The sequence below is a fragment of the Pseudoflavonifractor sp. 60 genome, assembly GCF_009911645.1.
Classification (GTDB): Bacteria; Bacillota; Clostridia; order Oscillospirales; family Oscillospiraceae; genus Lawsonibacter.
Genome location: NZ_QWKI01000057.1, coordinates 38,454 through 59,490 on the forward strand (window position 1 = coordinate 38,454; position 21,037 = coordinate 59,490).

The following is a 21,037-nucleotide window of genomic DNA, read 5'->3' on the forward strand; positions in this document are numbered from 1 at the left end:
GTACAATGGCTGTCTGCTGCTTACAGCCATAGTATAGGGGATTTTTTCTCTTTCGGGGTCGCCTGCCGGGCGACAAATTTCAGCCGCCCAGAAGAGACTGGTCGAAGGCGAACAGGGCCTCGTTGATGGTGAAGATGTTGTAGCTTCCCCGGGAAATAAAGTACTCCACAATGATGTCGAACTTGCTGGACCGGGACAGGGCAAATCCCGCCTTGCGCAGCAGCTCCCCTGTCTCCTCCAGGGTCAGCTCCAGGGCCACGGCGAAGGCCAGAGCAGTGGGCTTGCTGGGGCGGTAGCCGGGATTTTTACGAATCTTGGAGAAGAGCTTGCGGTCGATGTTGGCCCGCTTGTAGCACTGGGCATCGGTCATCCCCCGCTGGTCGATGAGGCGCAGCAGCGCCTGAGAAAAGCTCTCGTCCAGCTCCTCCAGGGCCTGCTCCAAGCTGTCTGCTTCCAGAAGCGGGGCCGGCATGGCCGCCGCCATGGGAGGGACTTCCTGGTACCGCCTATCTCCCCAGATGAGGCGGCGGGTCTGGCCGGTGTGCTGGTCCACATAGTTCTGGTCGATATAGGCGGCAATGTCCTCAAAGAGCTGCTGCCCAATCTGATAGGCGGCCCGGTCAAAGACCACGATGTATACGGTAATATCCTCGTGGTCCATCAGGAAGCGCTCCACCGTCTCCATAGCCACTTGGAGGGCCTGGTCCTTGGGGTAGCCGTAAATGCCGGAGGAGAGCAGGGGGAAAGCCACCGTCTCACACCGGTGCTCCGCCGCCAGCTCCAGGCTGGTCTGATAGCAGGAGGCCAGCAGCGCCCGCTCCCCCTGGCCTCCGCCCCGCCACACAGGGCCCACCGCATGGATCACATACTTGCAGGGCAGGCGGTAACCCCCGGTGATTTTTGCCTTCCCGGTGTCGCAGCCCCCCAGCTTTTTGCAGGCCTCCAGCAGCTGGGGACCCGCCGCCCGGTGGATGCAGCCGTCCACACCCCCGCCCCCCAGCAGGGAGGTGTTGGCGGCATTGACAATGGCGTCCACCGACATGGTGGTAATATCATTGCGCACAATCTGAATGGGCATATCTGCTCCCCTCCATTTTGTTCTCTTCCTCCGGGGCCCCGGCTGTCATCTACTCCGCTTCAGCAGCTCGCAGGTCATCTCATACACCCGGCCCACCGAGGCCACGTTCAGCCGCTCCTGGGGGGAGTGGATATCCACCAGCTCCGGGCCGGCGGACACCGCGTCCAGACCGGGGATCTTCTCGATAAACAGGCCGCACTCCAGGCCGCCGTGGGTCGCCTCAATCCGGCCCTCCTTGCCGGTCACCGCCTGGTAGGCCGCCAGAATATCCTCCCGCAGCACCGACTCCTTGGCGTACTGCCAGCCGGGGTAGTCGCCCCGCTCAGCCACACTCCCCCGGGCGCTGGCCACAATGGCCCGTACCTTTTGAACCATCATGGTCTTCTGGGAGGCGATGCAGGAGCGGACAGAGATACTGAAGTGGAGCCCGTCCTCCTCAAGTCCCATGGTGCCCAGGTTCAGAGAGGTCTGCACCAGTCCGGGGAAATCCGCGCTCATGGCCTGGACCCCCTGGGGCAGGACCATCAGCACCTGGAGCATCCGGAAGGCGACCTTGGGGGACAGAGCCCGCTCCAGCTCCACGGGGGCACAGGTCAGAGACAGACCGTCGTCACAGCCGGCGTACTCGTTTTGCAGCACGGCCTGGAACTCCTGGATAAAGGCCTCGAAGTCCGCCGCCCGCTCCGCCGGCACCGCCACCTTGGCCTGGTTGCTGGGACAGATCACGTTGTCAAACCGCCCGCCCCGAATATCGGCCAGCCGCAGGCCGGGGACCCGCCCCATGGCATTGTACAGCACCCGGCCCATCAGATGGTTGGCGGAGGCCCGGCCCTTGTGGATCTCCCCGCCGGAGTGGCCGCCCAACAGGCCATCCAGGGTCACCACATAGCCCTTCTCCCCCAGCAGAGGCCTCTGCTCTCCCGCCAGGAAACAGTCCAGCCGCAGGCCGCCGGCGCAGGAGACGGTAAACACTCCCTCCTCCTCCGAGTCCAGGTTGACCAGCTTGCACCCCTTCAAATCGGAGCAGTCCAGGGCAAAGGCGCCGTCCATGCCCACCTCCTCGTCCACGGTAAATACTGCCTCTAGCGGAGGGTGGGGCAGGGTGTCATCGGCCAAAATGGCCAGGATCATGGCCACCGCAATGCAGTTGTCCCCGCCCAGAGAGGTGCCATCCGCCCAGACCCACTCCCCGTCGGTGGCCAGGTCCAGCCCCTCCGCCGCCATATCCTTGGGGCAGTCCTCTGTCTTGACGCACACCATGTCCATGTGACCCTGGAGAATCACCGGGACAGCTCCCTCATAACCCGGGGTGGCCTCCTTCCAGATGACCACGTTGTTCACCTCGTCCTGCCGCCACCTCAGCCCCAGCTCCTGGGCAAAGCTGACACACAGGTCGCTGATCTGCTTGGTATTGTGGCTGCCGTGGGGGACGGAGCACAGCTTTTCAAAGTACTCAAATACCCTCCTGGGCTCCAGCGTGGATAGTACTGCCATGTGACATTCCTCCATTCCATCTTTGTAGATTCAGTATACCACCAATCTCTGGGAAAAACAACAAAAAAACACCCCCATGGGTGCGGAGTATCTGCTGAATATCCCCGGCAGGGATCATGATGTCCTGCCGGGGGTTTTCTGCTCCCTATGGCCCGTTCAAGGCCATACATCAATCTTCCTCTGTGCTGCGGCGCAGTGTTCAGAGATTACGTGAGTCCCATTAGATACAGTAGCCCTCAATTGCACTCACTGAAAGGAGGATGGACCTTCAAATCTGCCCTCGGACAGCCACTTGGCCACATAGTCGTGGAGGGTCTCCATCGTATTGCCGAACTGACCCTTGAAGGCCTCGCAGTGGTGGGCGGTATGGAACTTGTGGTTGGCCCCCTCCACAAAGGCGACGTGTTTATCGATGCTGGCGGACATTTCATAAATCGTCTCCGCGGCCAGGAACTCCCACCCGGCGGTCATACCCATGAACAGAGAGGGCACATGGATATGCTGGACGTTGCCGGGAGGACAGCAGTAGGTGGAATCCCAGTCGATTCCCCAGACGGAGTCCTCACCGTAGCCGTAGCTGTCCAGGGTGCGCACCGCGTAGGAGGTCAGGTAGTTGTACACCGTCATAATCCGGGCGCCGTCCATCATGTTGTGGGTCATGGACTCCGGGTTTTCCGGATGGCGCACGGAGTGAACGATCTCCACGGTGGAACTGCCGTCGGCGTGGATCAGCTCTCTGGGCTGGCGGGTGTGGGACATAAGGCGGATATCCTGGGCGTAGAGCTTGTTATTGAAGAACACCTGGTTGGCCCCGGGGATGACCAGTGGTTCGTCATCGCTGTAGCGGCCCTCGCCGGCCTGGATCTTTTCCCAGCACTCCAGGGCGTGGGCCAGAATCTGATTGTTGCGCTCTCCTTGCTTCCTCTGGAAGCGCCGGATAAATGCGTCGGAAAAGGTGGAGCCCTCCTTTTTAAAGCCGTTCTCCTTCTCAAAGAGGTTATAGACGGGGTCCAGCTCCATTCCGCTGTCCTCCGAAACCACAGCGGGGTCCAGACTGAACAGCTGCATGGCGGCGTTGCCCCAGTTGGCGTCCAGCAGCATGAGGCCGTCGGCGGGGGGCAGCGGGGAGCTGTCCGGATAGGGCAGGATCACCTCTGGCCCCTGGAAAATCTGGGCTCCATTTTCTGCAATGGCCTGATAGGCGGTCATCAGGGTTGCACCTCCGCTGTGGCCCATCAGGATGATCCGGTTGACCCGGGGCAGACTGCGCAGATACTCGACGGCCCCCTTCACCGCCTGCATCTTGTCCACCTGGGTAAAAAACAGGCCCTCCTTGACCATCGCATTGGCGCACAGGACCCGGAAGCCCCGCTTAGCCAGCTGCCGGCCGGTGGGGGCGTCCAGATAGTCCTCGTCGGAGTGCATTACCAGCACGGCGTTCAGGCACTCGCCGTCCCGGCCCGCCGGCTCATAGAGCACGCCGGGGACCCGCCTTGTAACCCGGAGAAACGTCTCCTTGACTTCGTATTCCTTCATTTTATGGCCTCCTCCTGCGATTCTTTTATCTCTTCCTCATCGATCATCTTAAAGGCTTTGATCGCTAAGGGAATTGCAATAAAGAGACACACCACGTCCGCAATGGCCTGAGCTGAGGCAATGCCCACCTCCTTCAGGAAGATGGGGGCAATGATTGCCACCGGGATAAAGACATAACCCTGCCGGGCAGTGCTCATGGCCAGGGCGTACTTGGCCTTGCCAATACCGGCGTAGAACATGTTGATAATGGAGTTCAGCGCATGGGAGAACAGCATGATACATTGCAGGCGGATACACAGCACACCCAGCCGGAGCACCTCGGCGTCGGCCTGCTTGTTGAAGATGCTCACGATGGGGGCGGCCAGCAGGACCAGCACCGCGCCGATGCCAATGGCGCCGATGAGGGAGACCTGGATGACAAACTTCAAGCTGTCCCGAACCCGCTTGGTCTGCTTGGCCCCCCAGTTGAAGCCGGCGATGGGCTGATAGCCCTGGCCGAAGCCCAGAATGATGGCGAAGGGGAACTCCAGGACCCGGTTGGCCACCGACAGGGCGGCCAGAGCGGCGGTGGAGTAGCCCCGGGCAACCCGGTTGATGGTGACGTTGGCAATCACGGAGAAGGCGCTGCGGAAGAAGGAGGTGGAGCCAATGGCCAGCACCTCACGCACATCCTCCATCACCAGCTTAAACTTTTTCAGGCTGATGGTCACCGAGCTGCGGTGCCGGAGGTAGGGCCAGCACAGGATGCAGAAGCTGACGGTCTTGGAGATTGCCGTGGCCATAGATGCGCCGGCCACACCCAGGCCCAGTCCCTGAATGCCGAAGAGGCCGGGACCGTATTCGCCGCCGTAGATGAACAAGGGGTCCAGGAAGCAGTTGAGTACGCCGCCAAAGCCCATGCCGATCATGGAAAACATGGCGCTGCCTTCACTGCGCAGGCACATGTTCAAAATGAAGCTGCCCACCATAAAGGGCGCGGCGTACAGCACATAGGTGGCATACTGGATGGAGTAGGCGGCGCAGTTCTCGTCCGCCCCCAGCAGGTAGACCATGGGCTGAATGCACAGCCGGCCGATGAGCATAAAGAGAATGCCTAGGCCCAGCGCCGAGAACAGAGAGGTGGACAGGACCCGGTTGGCGTCCTCGTCCCGCTTGGAGCCCAGCAGCCGGGCGATGTAGCTGCACGCGCCCGCGCCAATCAGGGAGCCGATGAGGGTTATGGTGCGCTCCAGGGAGCTGTTCACGCCCACTGCGGCGGTGGCGTTGGTCCCCAGGGTGCTGACAAAATACGCGTCTACCAGATTATAGACCGTTGTAATCAGCTGCGCCACAATGGTGGGGACCGCCATTTTGGGCACAAGGGTCCGGATGTCCTCCGTTAACATCATTTGCTTTTTTTCCGCGCTAACCTGTCTTGCCATGGTAGCATACCTCCGTTTCATCCCAGGGGAGTGTTAACCCTTACATGGTCTGCTTTGCCTTTATTAAATCACACAATTCCAGGTGGAATCAATTCAATTTGTTTAGGGATAGTTTCCAAAACGGAAATAGTATGTGCGCCATGAAAAAGGACAGGCCAGGAACGGAAGTTCCCAGCCTGTTTTCTCTATTCCATTGGACAGCAGCGCAGCAGCAGGGCCTCCAGGGCCTCGCCCGTCAGGGGAGTGGGGACGGTGAAGCTCCGGTTGTCCTCCACCGCCCGGGCCAGCGCCCGGTACTCCTCCGCCTGGGGGCAGTGCGGGTCGTGCTGGATGACCGTCCTGCGCTGGAGCTCCGCCCGCTGGACCACGTTGTCCCGGGGTAGGAAGTGCAGCAGCTGAGTGTTCAGCTCCCTGGCAAAGGCCTCCACCAGCTCCCGCTCCTTGTCCACCAGCCGGGAGTTGCAGATCAGACCGCCCAACTTTGTCTTTCCGGCGGCGGCGTAGCGCTGGATGCCCTTGCAGATGTTGTTGGCGGCGTACAGGCTCATCATCTCTCCGGAACAGACGATGTAAATCTCCTGAGCCTTGCCCTCCCGGATGGGCATGGCAAAGCCGCCGCACACCACGTCCCCCAGCACATCGTAGAGGACGTAGTCCAGCTCGGCCCGGTAGGCCCCCAGCTGCTCCAGCAGATTGATGGCGGTAACGATGCCCCGCCCGGCGCAGCCCACCCCGGGCTCCGGTCCGCCGGACTCCACCGCCTGGATGCCCTTGAAGCCGGTGAACAGGAAGTCGGACAGCTCCACATCATCATCCTCCTTGGCCCGCATGGTGTCCAGTACGGTGCGTTTGGGCATTCCCCCCAAAATCAGACGGGTGGAATCCGCCTTGGGGTCGCAGCCCACAATCATCAGCTTGCGGCCCAAATCGGCCAGGGCGGCGGCCATGTTCTGGGTTGTGGTGGATTTCCCGATGCCGCCCTTTCCATAGATGGCAATCTGTCTCATATCTCGTTCCTCCTTATAAAACCCCGTCCAGCCAGCGGTCCAGGGCCCCGTCCGTCATGGAGAAGGGGGCCAGCAGCCGGGAGGGGGCCAGATTGCCCTGGTTAGGCAGGGGGGCCCACTTCACCGGGGACCCAATGCGGCAGTCCACATCCCCCAAGACGACCCGCAGCGTCTCGTTGCTCAGCTCCGCCTCCAGCTCGTCCTCGCTGACCAGCTTTTTATCGCCGGGGCTCATCAGTCCCTTGTCCATCTCCAGGAAGCTGCACACCCGGACATGGGCAAAGCCCCGCTGCTCCAACCCCTGGCGGATGGCGTTGGCGGCCAGCTGTTCGCCGATGACCAGCGCCTCCGGTTCTCCCTCTGGCTGTTCCTCCTTGGGGTCTGACAGTCCGGTTTCCAGCTCCTCCAGCAGCTGCGCGCATTGGTCCGCGCCAAAGGGAGCGCCCACCACATAGGGAATGCCCAGCTCCGCCTCCATATACCGGGCCAGCCGCAGGCCGGACAGATTTACCACCAGATTCCGGGCGGCGGCGCCGGCGTTTTTCAGATTCTCCGTGGTCTCCCTGCTCCCCCAGCGGGACAGGACCTGCCAGCCGTGGGAGGCCAGCCACTGCCCGGTCTCCTGGACCATCTCCTCCGACCAGTCCACGGTGTTGCAGCCCAGCAGATTGACGGTGCCGGGCCGGGTGTCCCCCTTCTCCAGCAGCAGCTTTCCCATGGCCTCCAGGGCCATACCGACGCCGAAGAGGTAGTCCTTCTGGCCGTCCAGATTCACTGCGGCGGCGGGAATGCGGCGCTCCGCCTGGACCCGGTCCGCCGCCTCCGCCAGGTCGGAGCCGATCATGGCGGCGCAGGGTGCGGTGGCCAGCAGCATAAAGTCGGGGCGGAACACCTCAATCCCGGTTTCCACGGCGGCCCAGACCTGCCCGGCGGTGCCGGTGACCACGTTGGCCTCCCGAATCTCGGAGGACACAACCCGCTGGCTCCCGAAGTAACCATTGTGCTTGCCGCCGGGGCCCCGGCGGTTCTCGGGACGGCCCACGCCGCCCTGGGTGTAGCGCAGGGGCTTGTAGCTGGAGGCGTCGTCCACAATGGCCTCGCCGCTTGTGTTGTTTATCAGCGCCTGCAGGCCCAAAATATCGGACATACAGGGGGGAATTTTTGTCCAAAGCCGTTTCATTACTCCTCCCCCCTTCCCTGCCGGTGGTCGTCCTCGCCGCCCTGGGCGTTGCCGCACAGGTGGCAGGTGGCGTCCAGCACCGCGGTGATGCCGTGGACCTCCTTCAGCTCCCGGGCCATCATGTCGAAGTCGGTGGACAGCACCGCCCACTGACAGCCGTACATCACCACAAACTCCTTCACGCCCTTCCTCTCGCTCAGCTCCACCATGGCGTCCTCCACCTGGTGGAGGTAGCGCCCGGTGGCGTAGTCGGCGGCGGTGGGGCACAGCAGCGCCAGGCGGCCTGCCCGCATCAGCTCAGCCATCTGGTCGGCCCGGTGCCGGGCGCAGTTGGCCGCGCCCACAAACAGCAGCATAGTCTCCAATTTGTTCTCCAGCAGATTGGACAGGTGCTTCTGCCTGCCGTGGCGGCCGTGTCCCTCAGCGCCCCGGCTGTGGCCGTTTTCGTTGTGGCGATGCCCGTGGCTGCCGTGGTGACGGCCTGCACCATCGGGCTTGTTGTCCCAATTATGATGTAATCGCATTTAATGTTCCTTCTTCCTGAAACTTTTGTTATACTTAAGTGGCAAAGCCCGCATATTGAGTCATATAGAGCTCGTAGTATTTGCCTCTGGCGGCCAGCAGACCGGCGTGGCTGCCCATCTCGGCAATCTGCCCCTGGTCCATAACCACGATGATATCCGCGTCCCGAATGGTGGACAGCCGGTGGGCGATGATGATGCTGGTCCGGTGCTCCATAATCCGCTGCATGGCCTCCTGAATGGCCCGCTCGGTCTGGGTGTCCACGTTGGAGGTGGCCTCGTCCAGAATCAGGATCTGCGGGTCGGCGGCAAAGGCCCGGGCAATGGCCAGCAGCTGGCGCTGCCCCTGGCTCAGATTTCCTCCCGCTCCCGTCAGGACGGTATCCAGCCCCTGGGGCAGGCGCTGGACAAACTCCTGACACCGGCTCATGGCCAGTACAGAGCGCAGCTGCTCCTCTGTGGCGTGTTCATTGCTGTAGGTCAGGTTGTGGCGCACTGTGCCGGCAAAGAGCACCGTGTCCTGGAGCACAATAGCCATATTCCGGCGGAGACTGTCCAGGCTGACCGCCCCGATGTTCTGCCCGTTGATGGCAATCTCGCCGCTGTCCGGCTGGTAAAAACGCATCAGCAGATTGACCACCGCTGTCTTTCCGCTGCCTGTGGCCCCCACCAGGGCCACCTTCTTCCCCGATGGAATTTTTAGGGAGAAGTCCCGCAGCACCGGGCGGCCCGGCTCATAGGAGAAATTCACATGCTGGAAGGAGACCTCCGCAACACCGCGTTCCTCCAGCTTCTGACCGGAGGGGTCCTCGCCCCTCTCGTCCAGCACATAAAAGACCCGCTCCGCCCCGGCGATGGCGGTTTGCAGCTGGCCGTAGATCTGTGCCAGCTCGTTGATAGGACGGCTGAACTGCTTGGCGTAGACGATAAAGGCGGAGATCACTCCCACCGAGATCATGCCCCGGAGGGAAAAGCAGCCCCCCACCGCCGCGATGATGACAAAGCCAGTGTTGCCGATGCAGTTGGACAGGGGACCCATAATGCCGCTGACAGCGTCCGTCCGGATGCCGGCCCTTGTCATGCTGTCGGACACCTGGGCAAAGTCCGCCGCCGCCCTCTCCTGGCGGTTGTAGGCTGCCACTGTGCGGTAGCCGGCAATCATCTCCTCTACCTGGCCGTTGAGCCGTCCCAGCAGTTCCTGGCGCTGGCGGGAGGAGCTACGCACCTTTTTGGACAGAAATTTGGTGACAAGCACTGTCAGCATAATGGTGACCAGGCTGAGCAGGGCCAACTGCCAGCAGTACCACACCATGACCGCCGCAGTTCCGATGACAGTCAGGACCCCGGAGCAGAGGGAGGGGAGAGACTGGGTCACGGTGGTGGAGATATTTTCAATGTCGTTGGTCATGCGGCTCATCAGGTCGCCGTTGGCGTGGGTATCCAGATAGCTCAGGGGCAGATCCACCAGCTTGTCAAAGAGCTCCTGGCGCATCCGCCTGACAATGCTCTGGCTCAGCCGGGCGCTGAGCAGCCCCTGGACCAGCCGGCTGGCGCTGTACAGCAGATAGGCCCCCAGCATCAGTCCCACGGTGTTTGTCAGGATGCCCTCCGCCTCGCCGGAGATAATATCAATGGCTCTGCTCTGCAGGCTGGGGGCCCACAGCCCGCACAGTGTACCCAGCACCACCACGGCCAGCATGGCGGCCAGAGTGGCGCGCTCCCGGGCCAGGTAGGCGGCAATCCGGAGCAGGGTCCCGCCCAAATGCTCCGCGTACTCCACCTGCATGGTCCCCGGCATTCTGCCCGGACCGCCTCCCGCACCGGGAATGCGGGGCATCTGGGCGGCAGGCTTCATCTCTCTCACAGCAATTCCTCCTCACTCCCCATCTGAGACTGGCAGATATCCTGATAGATGGGACAGCACTCCAGCAGCTCCCAGTGGGTACCGCACCCCACGATGGTCCCCCTGTCCATCACGGCAATTCGGTCCGCCCGGCGCACGGTGGCAATTCGCTGGGCAATTAAAATCTTGGTACACGACGGCTGGGCGCTGTCCAGAGCGTCGTACAGGGCCGCCTCAGTTTTCAGGTCCAGAGCGCTGGAGGAGTCGTCAAAAATGAGGAACTCCGACGGCTTCAACACTGCCCGGGCGATGGACACCCGCTGCTTCTGCCCGCCGGACAGGCTGGCCCCCCGCTCCGCCACCGGAGTGCGGTAGCCCTGGGGGGCGGCCTGGATGAAGTCTGCCGCCTGGGCGGTGCGGGCGGCGGCGGCAATGGCCTCGTCCGAAGCCCCGTCAACTCCCCAGGCGATGTTCTCCCCCAGGGAGCCGCTGAACAACTCGCTCTTTTGCAGCGCCGCCCCCATCTTATCCCGCAGGGCCCTCTGGTCGTAGCGGCGCACATCCACGCCATCCACCAGCAGCTCACCTTCAGTCACATCGTAAAAGCGCAGCATCAAATTGACCAAAGTGGATTTTCCGCTGCCGGTGGGGCCGATGATGGCCAGCGTCTCGCCGGGCTGGACGGTCAAATCAATATGGCGCAGGGCCGGCTGCCGGGAGCCTGGGTAGCAGAAGGAGACATTTCGAAATTCCAGCTTCCCCTGGACCTCCGTCTCCCCGTGAAAGCCGCCGTCCGTCAGCGCGGGCTCGCTGTTCAGAATTTCCCGGGCCCGTTTCCAGGAGGCGCAGCCCCGGGAGATGGTCTGGAAAATCATCACCAGCATCAGGATGCCGTCCAGCAGCTGGGTCGTGTAGGTAATGGCCGCCATCACCATGCCGGGGGTTGCGGCTCCCTGCCCCACCTGGACGGAGCCCCTCATCAGAATCACCGCCACGGCCAGGTACATCAAAGCGTTGATGGTGGGGTTCATAAAGGCGAAAATCACTAGAAATTTCAGCTGTATCTTGATTAACTCCCCATTGGCTTTGCCGAAGCGGAGCTTCTCATAGGTCTCCCGCACGCAGGCCTTGACCACTCGGATGCCTGAAATGTCCTCCTGGAGAATTCCGTTGACCTGGTCCAGCTGCTCCTGAAGCCGGGAAAACAGGGGATTGGCGGCCCAAATACAGCCAATCAGGCAGGCCAGGATGAGGGGGACGGCACACAGAACGATGGTACCAAAGGTGGCGCTCAGCCGGTACAGGCAGATCAGACTGCCGAAGGTCAGCATACCGGCCCGGACAACGCCCCGGATAAACTGCCCCACCAGCATGGACACCTGGTTTACGTCGTTGGTGACCCGGGTGATGAGGGAGCCAGTGCCGAACCGGTCCATCTGGTCAAAGGAGTAGGACATGATCTTCTGAAAACAGTCCTTGCGCAGGTCGTTGCCCATGTTCTGGCAGCACATATGAGTAAACACATTGTTCAGCGACCCGGCGGCGCCCCCCAGGACGACCACCAGAATCATGACGATTCCCACCCGCAGAATCAACTGCAGGTCACCCAGACCTCCGGTGTTCAGGCCCAGCACGCCGTCGTCCACAATCTGTTTCATCAGGGCGGGCTGATACAGGTCGGCCAGGACCTCCCCCACCATAAACAGCGCGGCGATAACGGCAAAATGGCAATACCGCTTAATATATCTCCACACGGCTCCGCCTGCCTCCTTCCATAATTACTAGGTACCTTGGTTTTGTATTATAACACCGGAGAAGAAAATGTCAAGGTGCCTTTTAAAATTTCCCCCAAAAAAAGAGCCGGAACGCGTCCTGCGTTCCAGCCCTTTATCAGCTCTGTTCCAATGTTTTCTCCTTGCTGATGGTTTGCTTCAGATATTTTCGGAAGGTTTTACAGGCGGCCGGCATCTGCTTGCTGCTCAAATACAGCGCATAGATATGGGACTGCACCGGTGGGGTCAGCTCTGCCCAGAAGATGCCCTCTGCGTCCTCGGGGATGTGGTCCCGGTGGAGAATGGCGATCCCCTGCTCCTGGCTGACCATCTTCACGATGGTGGAAATGGAGGAGATATTGGCCGCCACCAGCGGCTTGAAGCCCGCCGATTTGCACAGCTGCACGAATTTCCGGCTCTCCAGGTGCATCTCTCCGCTGGAATTGCGGTGCAGAATGAACCGCTCCCCCCGGATCTGGTCGATTGTCACCTTGTGGAGCGCGGCCAGGGGGTGGGACACAGGGAACACCGCAACCAGCCTGTCCACCTTATACAGCAGCCGGGTCATGCGGTCGTCCATGGCGTCGTTCTCCATGGCAAAGACGAAATCGCACTTCTGGCTCACCAGCAGCTCCACCACGTGGGGCTGTTCTGTGATTTCCATCTGATACTGGGGGTGCTGCCGGGAAAAGTCGGAGAGGACCTCCACCCCGCCGTAGTGGACCAGGGCCGGCGTCAGGGCGATGCGCACAATATTCTCCCCGTGGGAGAGCATGGTGCTGATGGCGGCGTTGGACTGCTCATAGAGCTCGGCCATTTTCTTCGCATAGGGGTAATAGGCCCGGCTGTACTCGTTCAGCTCCACGGAGCGGGTAGAGCGGTCGAACAGGGAGACCCCCAGTTCATCCTCCAGCTTGTGGATGTGCTTGGTGAGGGCGGACTGAGAAATATTCATCCGCTCTGAGGTCTCCTGAAAGCTCTGCGTCTCCACCAAGGAGACAAATTCCTGCAATAATTTCAGTTCCATCTCCACGCACTCCCATCCGGCGAATTATTTCCCGCCTGGAAAAAATTATAGATAAAATCGAATTGATTGTCAAGTCATCTAACAATTATAATTGTTTCAAGCTCAATTTTTGAAGGAATTGCACATAAATATTGAAGGAGGAGTTTTATGTTTATTCAGGTAGATAAAGAGACCTTCCCTACGGAAGACAGCAGCGTCATCAATGTCCGGCAGAAGCTTTTTCCCGAGGAGGAAAAAATGCCTCTGGTCAAGTACTTTTACAAGTACCCCCTCCACTACCCCACGCCGGTGGAGATGCAGATCATCAACACTATGAATCCCATTCCCGTGGAGGACGCCATCCAGCCTGAAAACTTCATGTCTCTGCTCAAGCCCTACGGCTATGACAAGTACGAGCTGGGCTACTGCATGTTCCCCGACGGCTCCGGCTATGTGGCCACCTACCGGGTCCGCCCGCCCCACATTACCGCCGAGATGGAGCGCTGGTACCGCAACTGGCGGAACCTGAAATCCAAGAGCATGGTCCCCGGCCACGGCAACCTGCGCTACAAGATCTGGAACTACGCCGACCACTTCGACCACTACTACGTGAACTGGAAGAACGGCTCAGACGGCATCCACACCACAGAGAGCCTGGATTTGGGGGCTGGCGACCGGATGTACGACACCATCCGGCACGAGTTCCCCCTGTCCGACTTCGGCATGACCGACCAGTGGATGGCTGAGCTAAAGGCGGCGGGCTGCCAGCTCACCAGCCACGGCTCCTACGAGACCTTCGACGAGCCGGGAACCCACCTGTGCCTGAGCTACTCCCGCCCCTGCCCCCAGGGCGGCGTGGAGACCCGCAGCCGGGAGTGGATCGGCTGGCGGCCCGAGAACGGCAAGCTGGTCCGGGACCCCGCCACCAAGTGTGACCTGGACTACCTGAAAAAGGTGGTCATCCACACTCTGGTGGAGTGGGAGCACCTGTACACCTTCCTGCCCGAGCTGTACGCCGAGTACAAGGATCAGCCCATGGACGCCGACTGATCTCCGCTTCAGCCCCTGACAAATAATTTAAATAGAAAGAGACGATGAAAATGGCAGCACCACAAGCGACACGGACTCTGCGGCCATTCGGTCTGCGGGACCAGTTCGGTTATCTGGCCGGCAACTTCGCCGGCGACTTTACATACACCCTGTGTACCGGCTTCATGATGAAGTTTTACACCGACGTTTTGGGTGTATCCGCTGTTATTGTCGGTCTGGCTATGACGGTGGCGCAAATCCTGGACGCCGTTACCGACCTGGGCATGGGCCAGATCTGCGACCGTGCCCCTACCACTGAGCAGGGCAAGTTCCGCCCCTGGATCCGCCGGATCGCCGGTCCCGTCTCCCTCATCAGCTTCCTGATGTACGCAAGCTGGATCAAAGAAGCGCCCATGACATTGAAAATCGTGTGGCTGTTCGTCACCTATCTACTCTACTCCAGCGTGTTCTACACCATGATTATCATCCCCTACGGTTCCATGGCCTCCGCCATGTCCAACGACGCTCTGGACCGGACTAAGCTGTCTAACTGGCGGCACGTGGGCGGAACCCTGGCAGTCACCGTTATCAACTTTATTGTTCCCCTGGTGGTCTATGTGGACGCCACCAACCCCGATGGCTCCCTAATCCTGAACGACGCGGGCGAGGTAATCCAGAGCCTGAACGGCACCAGAATGATGCTCTGCGGTTTGGTGTTCTCCATACTCTCCTTTGTTCTGTGGATGGTCTGCTACTTTATGACCACTGAGCGGGTCAAAATCCCCTCAAAGAACGAGAAATTGAATATCGGTGCGTTTATCAACAACCTGTTCCACAACCGGGGCCTGATTGCAATCGTCCTGCTGATTATCGTACAGGAGTGCTCCAACAGCGCCTTCCACCGCATGAGCGGATATATGTTTGACAACTACTTCCGCCAGGGCAAGATGCAGGCCATTACCAGCCCGGTAGAGACCATTATCACACTGGTCATTGCGGCCTGTATCGTCAAAATTGTGGCCAAGGTGGGCAAGAAAGAGATCACTGTTACCGGCTGCCTGATCTCCGCCGCCGTGTTCGCCATTGCCTTTGTGATGCACACCAGCAATGTCTACAGCTGGCTTGTCATTTATGGCGGCGTCACTGTGGGCCTGGCCCTGTTTAACCCCGTCACCTTCGCTCTGGTCACTGACATTGTGGACGACGAGGAGGTCCGCACCGGCAACCGGATGGACGGCACCATCTATAGTGTCTACAGCTTCGGCCGGAAGTTCGGCAGCGCCCTGTCCTCCGGCGTCACCGGTATGATGCTGTCTATCATCGGCTATGACAGCGCCCCCGACAAGTATGCTCCCAGCCTGACTGACGGGATCTACAACATCTCCTGTGTTGTCCCTCTGATCGGCTTCGTGCTGATGGCCCTGATCGTCGGCGTACTCTATCCGCTGAACAAGAAGCGGGTCGACTCCAACGTGGCCATTTTGAAGGAGCGCCACGGCGGCGAATAAAGCCCCAAAATCTCAATTAAAGGAGTGAATCCTATGCTGACATTAAAAGGAAGGACCATGATTATCACCGGCGGCGCAGGCCACAACGGGATGAGGGTTGTGGAGATGGCCCTGGAGAACGGCATGAACGTGGCCCTGATGAGCGGCTTCCACGCCAAGGCCCAGAAGGCCATTCAGGAGCTGCTGGAGCGCCGCCCGGAGTTTGAGGGCCGTGTCATCGGCTACGCCCAGAATCCTCAGGCCAAGCTGGAGTGGAACATGGAGGCGGCCCCGGAGATCTACAAGCCCGACTCCAAAATGGCCGACGTCCACCACTGGATTTTCGAGAAATTCGGCAGCATCGACGTGGTGGTCAACGCCAAGGGGGGCCACGTCCCCTGCACCATGGAGCAGACCGACAAGACCATCTGGGCCCATTCCATGGAGGTGGTGGAGTCCGCCTTTGTCAACGTGAAGCTGGCCCTGCCCTACCTGGAGAAGAGCAAAGCCCCCCGGGTCATCAACATGACCAGCTGCGACGGACGCCACGGCGGCTGGCGGTGCGACCCTGCCTTTGCGGCAGCCCGGGGCGGTCTGGAGACCATGACCTACGAGATGGCCAAGGAGCTGGGGCCCAAGGGCATCACCTGCAACATCGTTCTTCTGGGCCACATCGAGAATGACGTGCCTCCGGAGACGACCCTCACCGACGAGGCCCGGGCCGCACTGTTGGCCCGCACTCCCATCGGCCGCCTGGGCCAGCCCCAGGACGTGGTGGCAGCGGTGGAGTTTTTGGCCAGCGAGGAGGCCGGATTTGTCAACGGCGCCCGCATCGACGTCAACGGCGGCTTTGTCGTGGGTTAAAAGGAGGAACACACCATGGAACTGATTACCGAAAACTGTATGCCCCATATCAAGGTCCCCGAGCTCTCCCCTGAGGAGAAGGCTCTGCCCTCCTCCTGCTTCTACACCGACTACCCCCTATATCCCCCCAATCCCCTCCAGCAGCAGATTTTAGACGCCGGCCCCATGCGGGTTGAGGACGCCATCCCGGTGGAGCACTGGCTGGACTGGCTCCAGCCCCACGGCTACCCCAGGGTTGTCTACGGCTACACCATGATGCCCGACGGCTCCGGGTTCTACATCGAGTACTCTGTCACGCCCCCCACCTGGAAATCCGCCTGGCGGCGGTGGTACGGCAAGTGGTACAACCAGTACTCCAGGAGCATGAAGGGCAAGAAGCTGGGCAATCTGCGCTACAAAATCTGGAATCCCATCGACCACTGGGACCACAGGTTTATCAACGGCGAGAACGACAAGGACGGCGTCTGGTCCCTGGAGACCCTGGACCTGGGTGCGGGCGGCGATCCCAGCTGCGGCATTCCCGCCATCTCCCACCAGATCAATTTGCGGGACTACGGCCTCACCGCGGAGAAGCAGCGGGAGCTGGAGGAGGCCGACTGCCGGGCCGAGGCGGTCTACGAGGAGTTCTTCGACCAGGACGGCAATCAGCTGCCTGGCCACCACCTGGTGCTGCGGTTCAGCCGCCCCTGCCCCCTGGGCGGCCGGGAGAGTCTCAACTGCGAGTGGATGGGCTGGTACCCCAGGGACGGCAAAATTGTCCGGGACCCGGACACGCCGGTGGACGAGACCTACCTGAAAAATGTCATAACCCACAATACCATTGAGCGGGCCCACCTGCTCCAGGTGCTGCCCGATTTGTACGAGGCCTACAAGGACCTCCCCATGGATGAGGACTGAATAATGAGCGGTGCTGTGACGGCAGGTCGCAGCACCGCTTTTGTATTAAACACATAAAAATCATTTTAAAATTTTGTATAAAATGGTCACTTTTTCCGTTTTGGAAAATAACACTCCAGGAACAGAATTGATTCAAGGAAGCCGTTTTTATAAAATAGAATCAGAGTTGAACCCGCTATCTTCGACAAAAGGGTTCATAAAAGGAGGAACTTATATGAAAAAAGCACTTGCCTTGCTGCTGGCTGCGGCCATGTCTCTCAGCCTGGCCGCCTGCGGCGGCAATGGTGGAACCAGTGCCGGCAACACCGGCGGCGATGGCTCCAAGTCCATGCCTGGACTGGACACCGGAAGTGTGGCGACTGCCATGGACACGGCGGCAGAATCCGTCACCGTTGCGGTGGACGACGACTCCTTCACCATTGGCCCCTGGGGCAGCGACAGCGCCGTCCGGGACTGGACCGAGACCATCCTGTGGACCCACCTGGCCTACCGTCCCTTTATCGGCGCCGCCTTTGAGGCCGGCGAGCTGGAGCTGGTTGCTGCCAAGAGCGTAAATGCAGTGGACAGCACTACCTATGAGGTAGAGATCTACGACAACATCGTGGACAGCGCGGGCAACGCCATCAAAGCCTCCGACGTGGTATTCAGCTATGACAAGCTGGCCGAGCTGGGCTATGTCACCGAGATCAGCACCTACTACAGCAGCGCCGAGGCCACCGGCGACTACACCCTGACCATCAACCTCAAGAGCGACACCGAGGGCGCCATTGAGGAAGTCCTCTGCGGCTGCTCCATCGCCAGCGAGTCCTGGTACACCAGCGCTTCTCAGGACGAAATTGAGAAGAACCCCGCCACCACCGGCCCTTACACCGTGGAGAACATGGAAATCGGCGCGTCCCTGACCATGGCCGCCAAGGACAACTACTGGAAGACCAGCGATTTGACCACGGTTGAGCTGCAAAATGTGAAGAAGATCAACCTGAAGTGCATCACCGAGGCCTCCATGCGCTCCGTGGCCCTGGAGAATGGCGAGGTGGATATGGCCGAGATCGCCGCCTCTGACGTCAGCCGTTTTGAGAGCGGCAGCGACTACAATATCACCCGCTATATGAACGCCATGTCCCAGTACCTGATTTACAACACCAGCGAGAACTCCCCCATGCACGACGTCAACGTCCGCCGGGCCGTCTCCTACGCCACCGACTCCCTCACTGTGATGATGGGCGGCGGCAGCGACGCCTGTGTGGTCAGCCACGACGTGGCCCCCAACAAGGGCCCTGACTACGTGCAGGATTGGGACAATCAGTCCTACTTCGAGCAGGACCTGGACAAGGCCGCCGAGTGCCTGGCCGCCGCCGGCTACAAGCCCGGTGAGCTGAAGCTGAAGATCCTGACCTCCGCCCAGGCCCCCCAGGGCCCCTACGTGGCCCTCCAGGCCATGCTTCAGGAGGCCGGCATCGAGCTGGAGATTATGGCTCTGGACCGGGCCGCCCGCATGGGCGTTCAGAACGACCCCACCGTGTGGGATATCGCCGAGTACTCCGACGTGGTGACCGACTTTACGACCCACTTCTGGAGCAACCTGTTTAACGAGGACAACTACCCCGGCCAGGGTACCCAGGGCTTTACCCTGGACCCCGAGCTCCAGCGCCTGCTGAAGGCCGCCATGTCTGACCGCAGCGAGGAGAACATGAACGCCTTCCACAACTACGTGGTTGAGAACTGCTACATGTATGGCCTGTACACCGAGATCCGCTCCATTGTCACCACCAAGGGCCTGACCAACGTGTGTATGCAGAAGGAGAACCCCGTGCTCAACGCCATGACCTTTACCGGCGATTACGTGCCCGCCGTGTAACCCCAATGTTTCCGGCCGGACCTGATTCCGGTACATAGCAAATGCGGAAGCAGTACTGTATGAACCCCGGATACAGTACTGCTTTTGCAAAATAATCCCGCAGCTCTACACTGAAAGGAGAGGAGAATGGCATGACACGCTATATCATCAAGCGGCTGCTGATTATGATTCCCCTGCTCATTGCGGTGGGCGTCATCATGTACACCCTGATGGAATTTGTCCCCGGCGACCCTGTGGACATTGTGTTTAACACCGGCTTCCACACGGAGGAGGAGAAGGATTTGATGCGGGAGGCCATGGGGCTGAACCGGCCCTTTGTGGTGCGGCTGGGGGAGTATATCGGCGGCGTCTTCCTGCACTTTGACTTCGGCACCAGCCTGCTGGACGGCACCAGCATCAAAACCGCCCTGCTGAACCGCTTCCCCAATACCCTGTATATCGCCATCTTCAGCATCCTGCTGACCGTTGTGGTGGGCCTGCCTCTGGGCATCTATACGGCGGTCCACGCCAACAGCCTGGGGGATAAGGTGTCGCTGTTTGTCACGCTGCTGTTCGACTGTATGCCCAGCTTCTGGACAGCCCTGCTGCTGGTACTGCTGTTTTCGGTGAAGCTGAAATGGCTTCCGTCCTCGGGCAACGACTCGCTGAAATTCTTCATCCTGCCCACCCTGGCCAACTCCCTGGGCGGACTGGCCGGCTTCACCCGGCAGGTTCGGGCCAGTATGCTGGAGGTCATCCGCTCCGACTATGTCACCACCGCCCGTTCCAAGGGTCTGCCGGAGCATGATGTGGTGTACGGCCACGCCCTGCCCAACGCCCTGATCCCCATCCTGACGGTGGTGGGTATGCGCTTTGGCAGTATGCTGGGGGGCGCCACCATCGTGGAGGTGATCTTCTCCATCCCCGGCATCGGCCAGTACCTGGTCAACGCCATCAACGGCCTGGACTATACCGCCGCCACCGGCAGCATTATCTTCATCGCTTTCACCTTCTCCGTCATTATGCTGCTGACCGACCTGCTGTACGCCTACGCCGACCCCCGCATCAAGGCCCAATACACCGCTTCCAGCAGAAAGAAGGTGCCCGCAAATGGCTGAACTGTTGAAGGAAAAAACCGAAAAAAAGAATCCCGAGCACGGACACGGCGGCTATCACAAGGGTGAGAACAGACACCGCCACGGAAGAAAGCCGGAGAGCTTAAAGCCGGGCTCCCTGAAATATGTTTGGAACAGCGTCTCCCACAACAAAAGCGCTGTCATCGGCATGGTCCTGCTGGCAGCCATTGTGATTCTGTGCATCCTCTCCCCCTACATCTGTCCCTGGCCCTACTCCAAGATGAACATGCCCCACGCCTATCAGGGGCCCAACCTGACCCATCTGCTGGGCACCGACCACATCGGTCGTGACCTGCTCTCCCGTGTGCTCTACGGCGCCCGGTACACCCTGATTATTGGCATCACCGCCACCGTCATCTCCGCCGTGCTGGGTATTCTGATGGGGGCCATTGCCGGCTACTTCGGCGGCTTCATCGACTCCTGCCTCATGCGTTTCCTGGACATCTTCCAGGCCTTCCCCACCCTGATCCTGGCTATGGCCTTCTGCGCCATCTTCGGCAAGGGGGTTGACAAGTGTATCTGGGCCCTGGGCATCACCGGCATTCCCGGCTTTGCCCGGCTCATGCGGGCCAACATCCTGCGGGTCGTCAACATGGAGTACATTGAGGCCGCCCGGACTATCAACTGCCCCACCTGGCGGATCATCGCCCAGCACATCATCCCCAACGCTATCTCCCCCATTATCGTGGAGATCGCCATGACCGTCAGCCGCAACGGCCTGACTTCCTCCTCCCTCAGCTTCCTGGGTATGGGGGTCCAGGAGCCCAAGCCGGAGTGGGGCGCCATGCTGTCCGCCTCCCGGGATTTTATCCGGGACTACCCCCACATGGTGATTGCCCCCGGCATCTTCATCGTCATCACTGTGCTCAGCTTCAACCTGATTGGCGACGCTTTCCGGGACGCGCTGGACCCCAAGTTCAAGGATTGAA

At 60.4% G+C, this 21,037-nt stretch carries 17 protein-coding genes; 7 read left to right on the forward strand and 10 right to left on the reverse strand.

Going from position 1 to position 21,037, the window contains the following annotated elements:
• Positions 1-79: 79 nt before the first annotated feature.
• From D1646_RS07455 to D1646_RS07500, 10 genes are all read right to left on the reverse strand, one after another.
• Complete coding sequence (locus D1646_RS07455) at positions 80-1,078, reverse strand: O-acetyl-ADP-ribose deacetylase (RefSeq protein WP_160635870.1); 999 nt, start codon at positions 1,076-1,078, stop codon at positions 80-82.
• Between the two features lie 45 nt (positions 1,079-1,123).
• Complete coding sequence (locus D1646_RS07460; RefSeq protein ID WP_160635871.1) at positions 1,124-2,572, reverse strand: aminoacyl-histidine dipeptidase; 1,449 nt, start codon at positions 2,570-2,572, stop codon at positions 1,124-1,126.
• Between the two features lie 246 nt (positions 2,573-2,818).
• A complete protein-coding gene (locus D1646_RS07465; RefSeq protein ID WP_160635872.1) occupies positions 2,819-4,108 on the reverse strand; it encodes an alpha/beta hydrolase in 1,290 nt (429 codons plus the stop codon).
• Positions 4,105-5,529 carry an MATE family efflux transporter gene (locus tag D1646_RS07470; RefSeq protein ID WP_160635873.1) on the reverse strand — a complete coding sequence of 475 codons (1,425 nt, stop codon included), beginning with the start codon at positions 5,527-5,529 and terminating at the stop codon, positions 4,105-4,107. Before D1646_RS07470 ends, D1646_RS07465 begins: the two co-directional genes overlap by 4 nt.
• 185 nt (positions 5,530-5,714) lie before the next feature.
• Positions 5,715-6,536, reverse strand: coding sequence for a nitrogenase iron protein (nifH, locus tag D1646_RS07475; RefSeq protein WP_160635874.1), 822 nt, complete (start codon positions 6,534-6,536; stop codon positions 5,715-5,717).
• A gap of 13 nt (positions 6,537-6,549) precedes the next feature.
• Complete coding sequence (locus D1646_RS07480; protein WP_160635875.1) at positions 6,550-7,716, reverse strand: nitrogenase component 1; 1,167 nt, start codon at positions 7,714-7,716, stop codon at positions 6,550-6,552.
• On the reverse strand, positions 7,716-8,240 hold the full coding sequence (locus D1646_RS07485) for a hypothetical protein (RefSeq protein WP_160635876.1): 525 nt from the start codon (positions 8,238-8,240) through the stop codon (positions 7,716-7,718). The genes D1646_RS07480 and D1646_RS07485 overlap by 1 nt, the downstream gene beginning before the upstream one ends.
• A 34-nt stretch (positions 8,241-8,274) precedes the next feature.
• Complete coding sequence (locus tag D1646_RS07490) at positions 8,275-10,092, reverse strand: ABC transporter ATP-binding protein (RefSeq protein ID WP_160635910.1); 1,818 nt, start codon at positions 10,090-10,092, stop codon at positions 8,275-8,277.
• A 5-nt stretch (positions 10,093-10,097) separates the two neighbouring features.
• Positions 10,098-11,834: an ABC transporter ATP-binding protein gene (locus D1646_RS07495; RefSeq protein ID WP_160635877.1), complete on the reverse strand. Its 1,737-nt coding sequence runs from the start codon at positions 11,832-11,834 to the stop codon at positions 10,098-10,100.
• Positions 11,835-11,970: 136 nt separating this feature from the next.
• The gene (locus D1646_RS07500) at positions 11,971-12,879 is read right to left on the reverse strand and encodes a LysR family transcriptional regulator (RefSeq protein ID WP_160635878.1); all 909 of its coding nucleotides are present in this window, start codon (positions 12,877-12,879) and stop codon (positions 11,971-11,973) included.
• Between the two features lie 147 nt (positions 12,880-13,026).
• Here D1646_RS07500 and D1646_RS07505 point away from each other — a divergent pair, with 147 nt between their 5' ends.
• From D1646_RS07505 to D1646_RS07535, 7 genes are all read left to right on the forward strand, one after another.
• Positions 13,027-13,908: a hypothetical protein gene (locus D1646_RS07505; protein ID WP_160635879.1), complete on the forward strand. Its 882-nt coding sequence runs from the start codon at positions 13,027-13,029 to the stop codon at positions 13,906-13,908.
• Between the two features lie 50 nt (positions 13,909-13,958).
• On the forward strand, positions 13,959-15,395 hold the full coding sequence (locus D1646_RS07510; protein ID WP_160635880.1) for a glycoside-pentoside-hexuronide (GPH):cation symporter: 1,437 nt from the start codon (positions 13,959-13,961) through the stop codon (positions 15,393-15,395).
• A gap of 33 nt (positions 15,396-15,428) precedes the next feature.
• The gene (locus tag D1646_RS07515; protein WP_160635881.1) at positions 15,429-16,238 is read left to right on the forward strand and encodes an SDR family oxidoreductase; all 810 of its coding nucleotides are present in this window, start codon (positions 15,429-15,431) and stop codon (positions 16,236-16,238) included.
• A gap of 15 nt (positions 16,239-16,253) precedes the next feature.
• Positions 16,254-17,135, forward strand: a complete 882-nt coding sequence (locus D1646_RS07520; protein ID WP_160635882.1) for a hypothetical protein — start codon at positions 16,254-16,256, stop codon at positions 17,133-17,135.
• A gap of 214 nt (positions 17,136-17,349) precedes the next feature.
• Positions 17,350-18,993 carry an ABC transporter substrate-binding protein gene (locus D1646_RS07525; protein ID WP_160635883.1) on the forward strand — a complete coding sequence of 548 codons (1,644 nt, stop codon included), beginning with the start codon at positions 17,350-17,352 and terminating at the stop codon, positions 18,991-18,993.
• A 131-nt stretch (positions 18,994-19,124) separates the two neighbouring features.
• Complete coding sequence (locus D1646_RS07530; RefSeq protein ID WP_160635884.1) at positions 19,125-20,090, forward strand: ABC transporter permease; 966 nt, start codon at positions 19,125-19,127, stop codon at positions 20,088-20,090.
• On the forward strand, positions 20,083-21,036 hold the full coding sequence (locus D1646_RS07535) for an ABC transporter permease (protein ID WP_160635885.1): 954 nt from the start codon (positions 20,083-20,085) through the stop codon (positions 21,034-21,036). Before D1646_RS07530 ends, D1646_RS07535 begins: the two co-directional genes overlap by 8 nt.
• The last annotated feature ends 1 nt before the right edge of the window (position 21,037 follow it).

Coding starts and splice junctions, on each gene's coding strand:
- D1646_RS07480 (WP_160635875.1), bottom strand. CDS start 7,716: ATGAAACGGCTTTGGACAAAAATTCCCCCCTGTATGTCCGATATTTTG.
- D1646_RS07510 (WP_160635880.1), top strand. CDS start 13,959: ATGGCAGCACCACAAGCGACACGGACTCTGCGGCCATTCGGTCTGCGG.
- D1646_RS07500 (WP_160635878.1), bottom strand. CDS start 12,879: ATGGAACTGAAATTATTGCAGGAATTTGTCTCCTTGGTGGAGACGCAG.
- D1646_RS07520 (WP_160635882.1), top strand. CDS start 16,254: ATGGAACTGATTACCGAAAACTGTATGCCCCATATCAAGGTCCCCGAG.
- D1646_RS07470 (WP_160635873.1), bottom strand. CDS start 5,529: ATGGCAAGACAGGTTAGCGCGGAAAAAAAGCAAATGATGTTAACGGAG.
- D1646_RS07515 (WP_160635881.1), top strand. CDS start 15,429: ATGCTGACATTAAAAGGAAGGACCATGATTATCACCGGCGGCGCAGGC.
- D1646_RS07530 (WP_160635884.1), top strand. CDS start 19,125: ATGACACGCTATATCATCAAGCGGCTGCTGATTATGATTCCCCTGCTC.
- D1646_RS07490 (WP_160635910.1), bottom strand. CDS start 10,092: ATGAAGCCTGCCGCCCAGATGCCCCGCATTCCCGGTGCGGGAGGCGGT.
- D1646_RS07455 (WP_160635870.1), bottom strand. CDS start 1,078: ATGCCCATTCAGATTGTGCGCAATGATATTACCACCATGTCGGTGGAC.
- D1646_RS07505 (WP_160635879.1), top strand. CDS start 13,027: ATGTTTATTCAGGTAGATAAAGAGACCTTCCCTACGGAAGACAGCAGC.
- D1646_RS07460 (WP_160635871.1), bottom strand. CDS start 2,572: ATGGCAGTACTATCCACGCTGGAGCCCAGGAGGGTATTTGAGTACTTT.
- D1646_RS07485 (WP_160635876.1), bottom strand. CDS start 8,240: ATGCGATTACATCATAATTGGGACAACAAGCCCGATGGTGCAGGCCGT.
- D1646_RS07525 (WP_160635883.1), top strand. CDS start 17,350: ATGAAAAAAGCACTTGCCTTGCTGCTGGCTGCGGCCATGTCTCTCAGC.
- D1646_RS07535 (WP_160635885.1), top strand. CDS start 20,083: ATGGCTGAACTGTTGAAGGAAAAAACCGAAAAAAAGAATCCCGAGCAC.
- nifH (WP_160635874.1), bottom strand. CDS start 6,536: ATGAGACAGATTGCCATCTATGGAAAGGGCGGCATCGGGAAATCCACC.
- D1646_RS07465 (WP_160635872.1), bottom strand. CDS start 4,108: ATGAAGGAATACGAAGTCAAGGAGACGTTTCTCCGGGTTACAAGGCGG.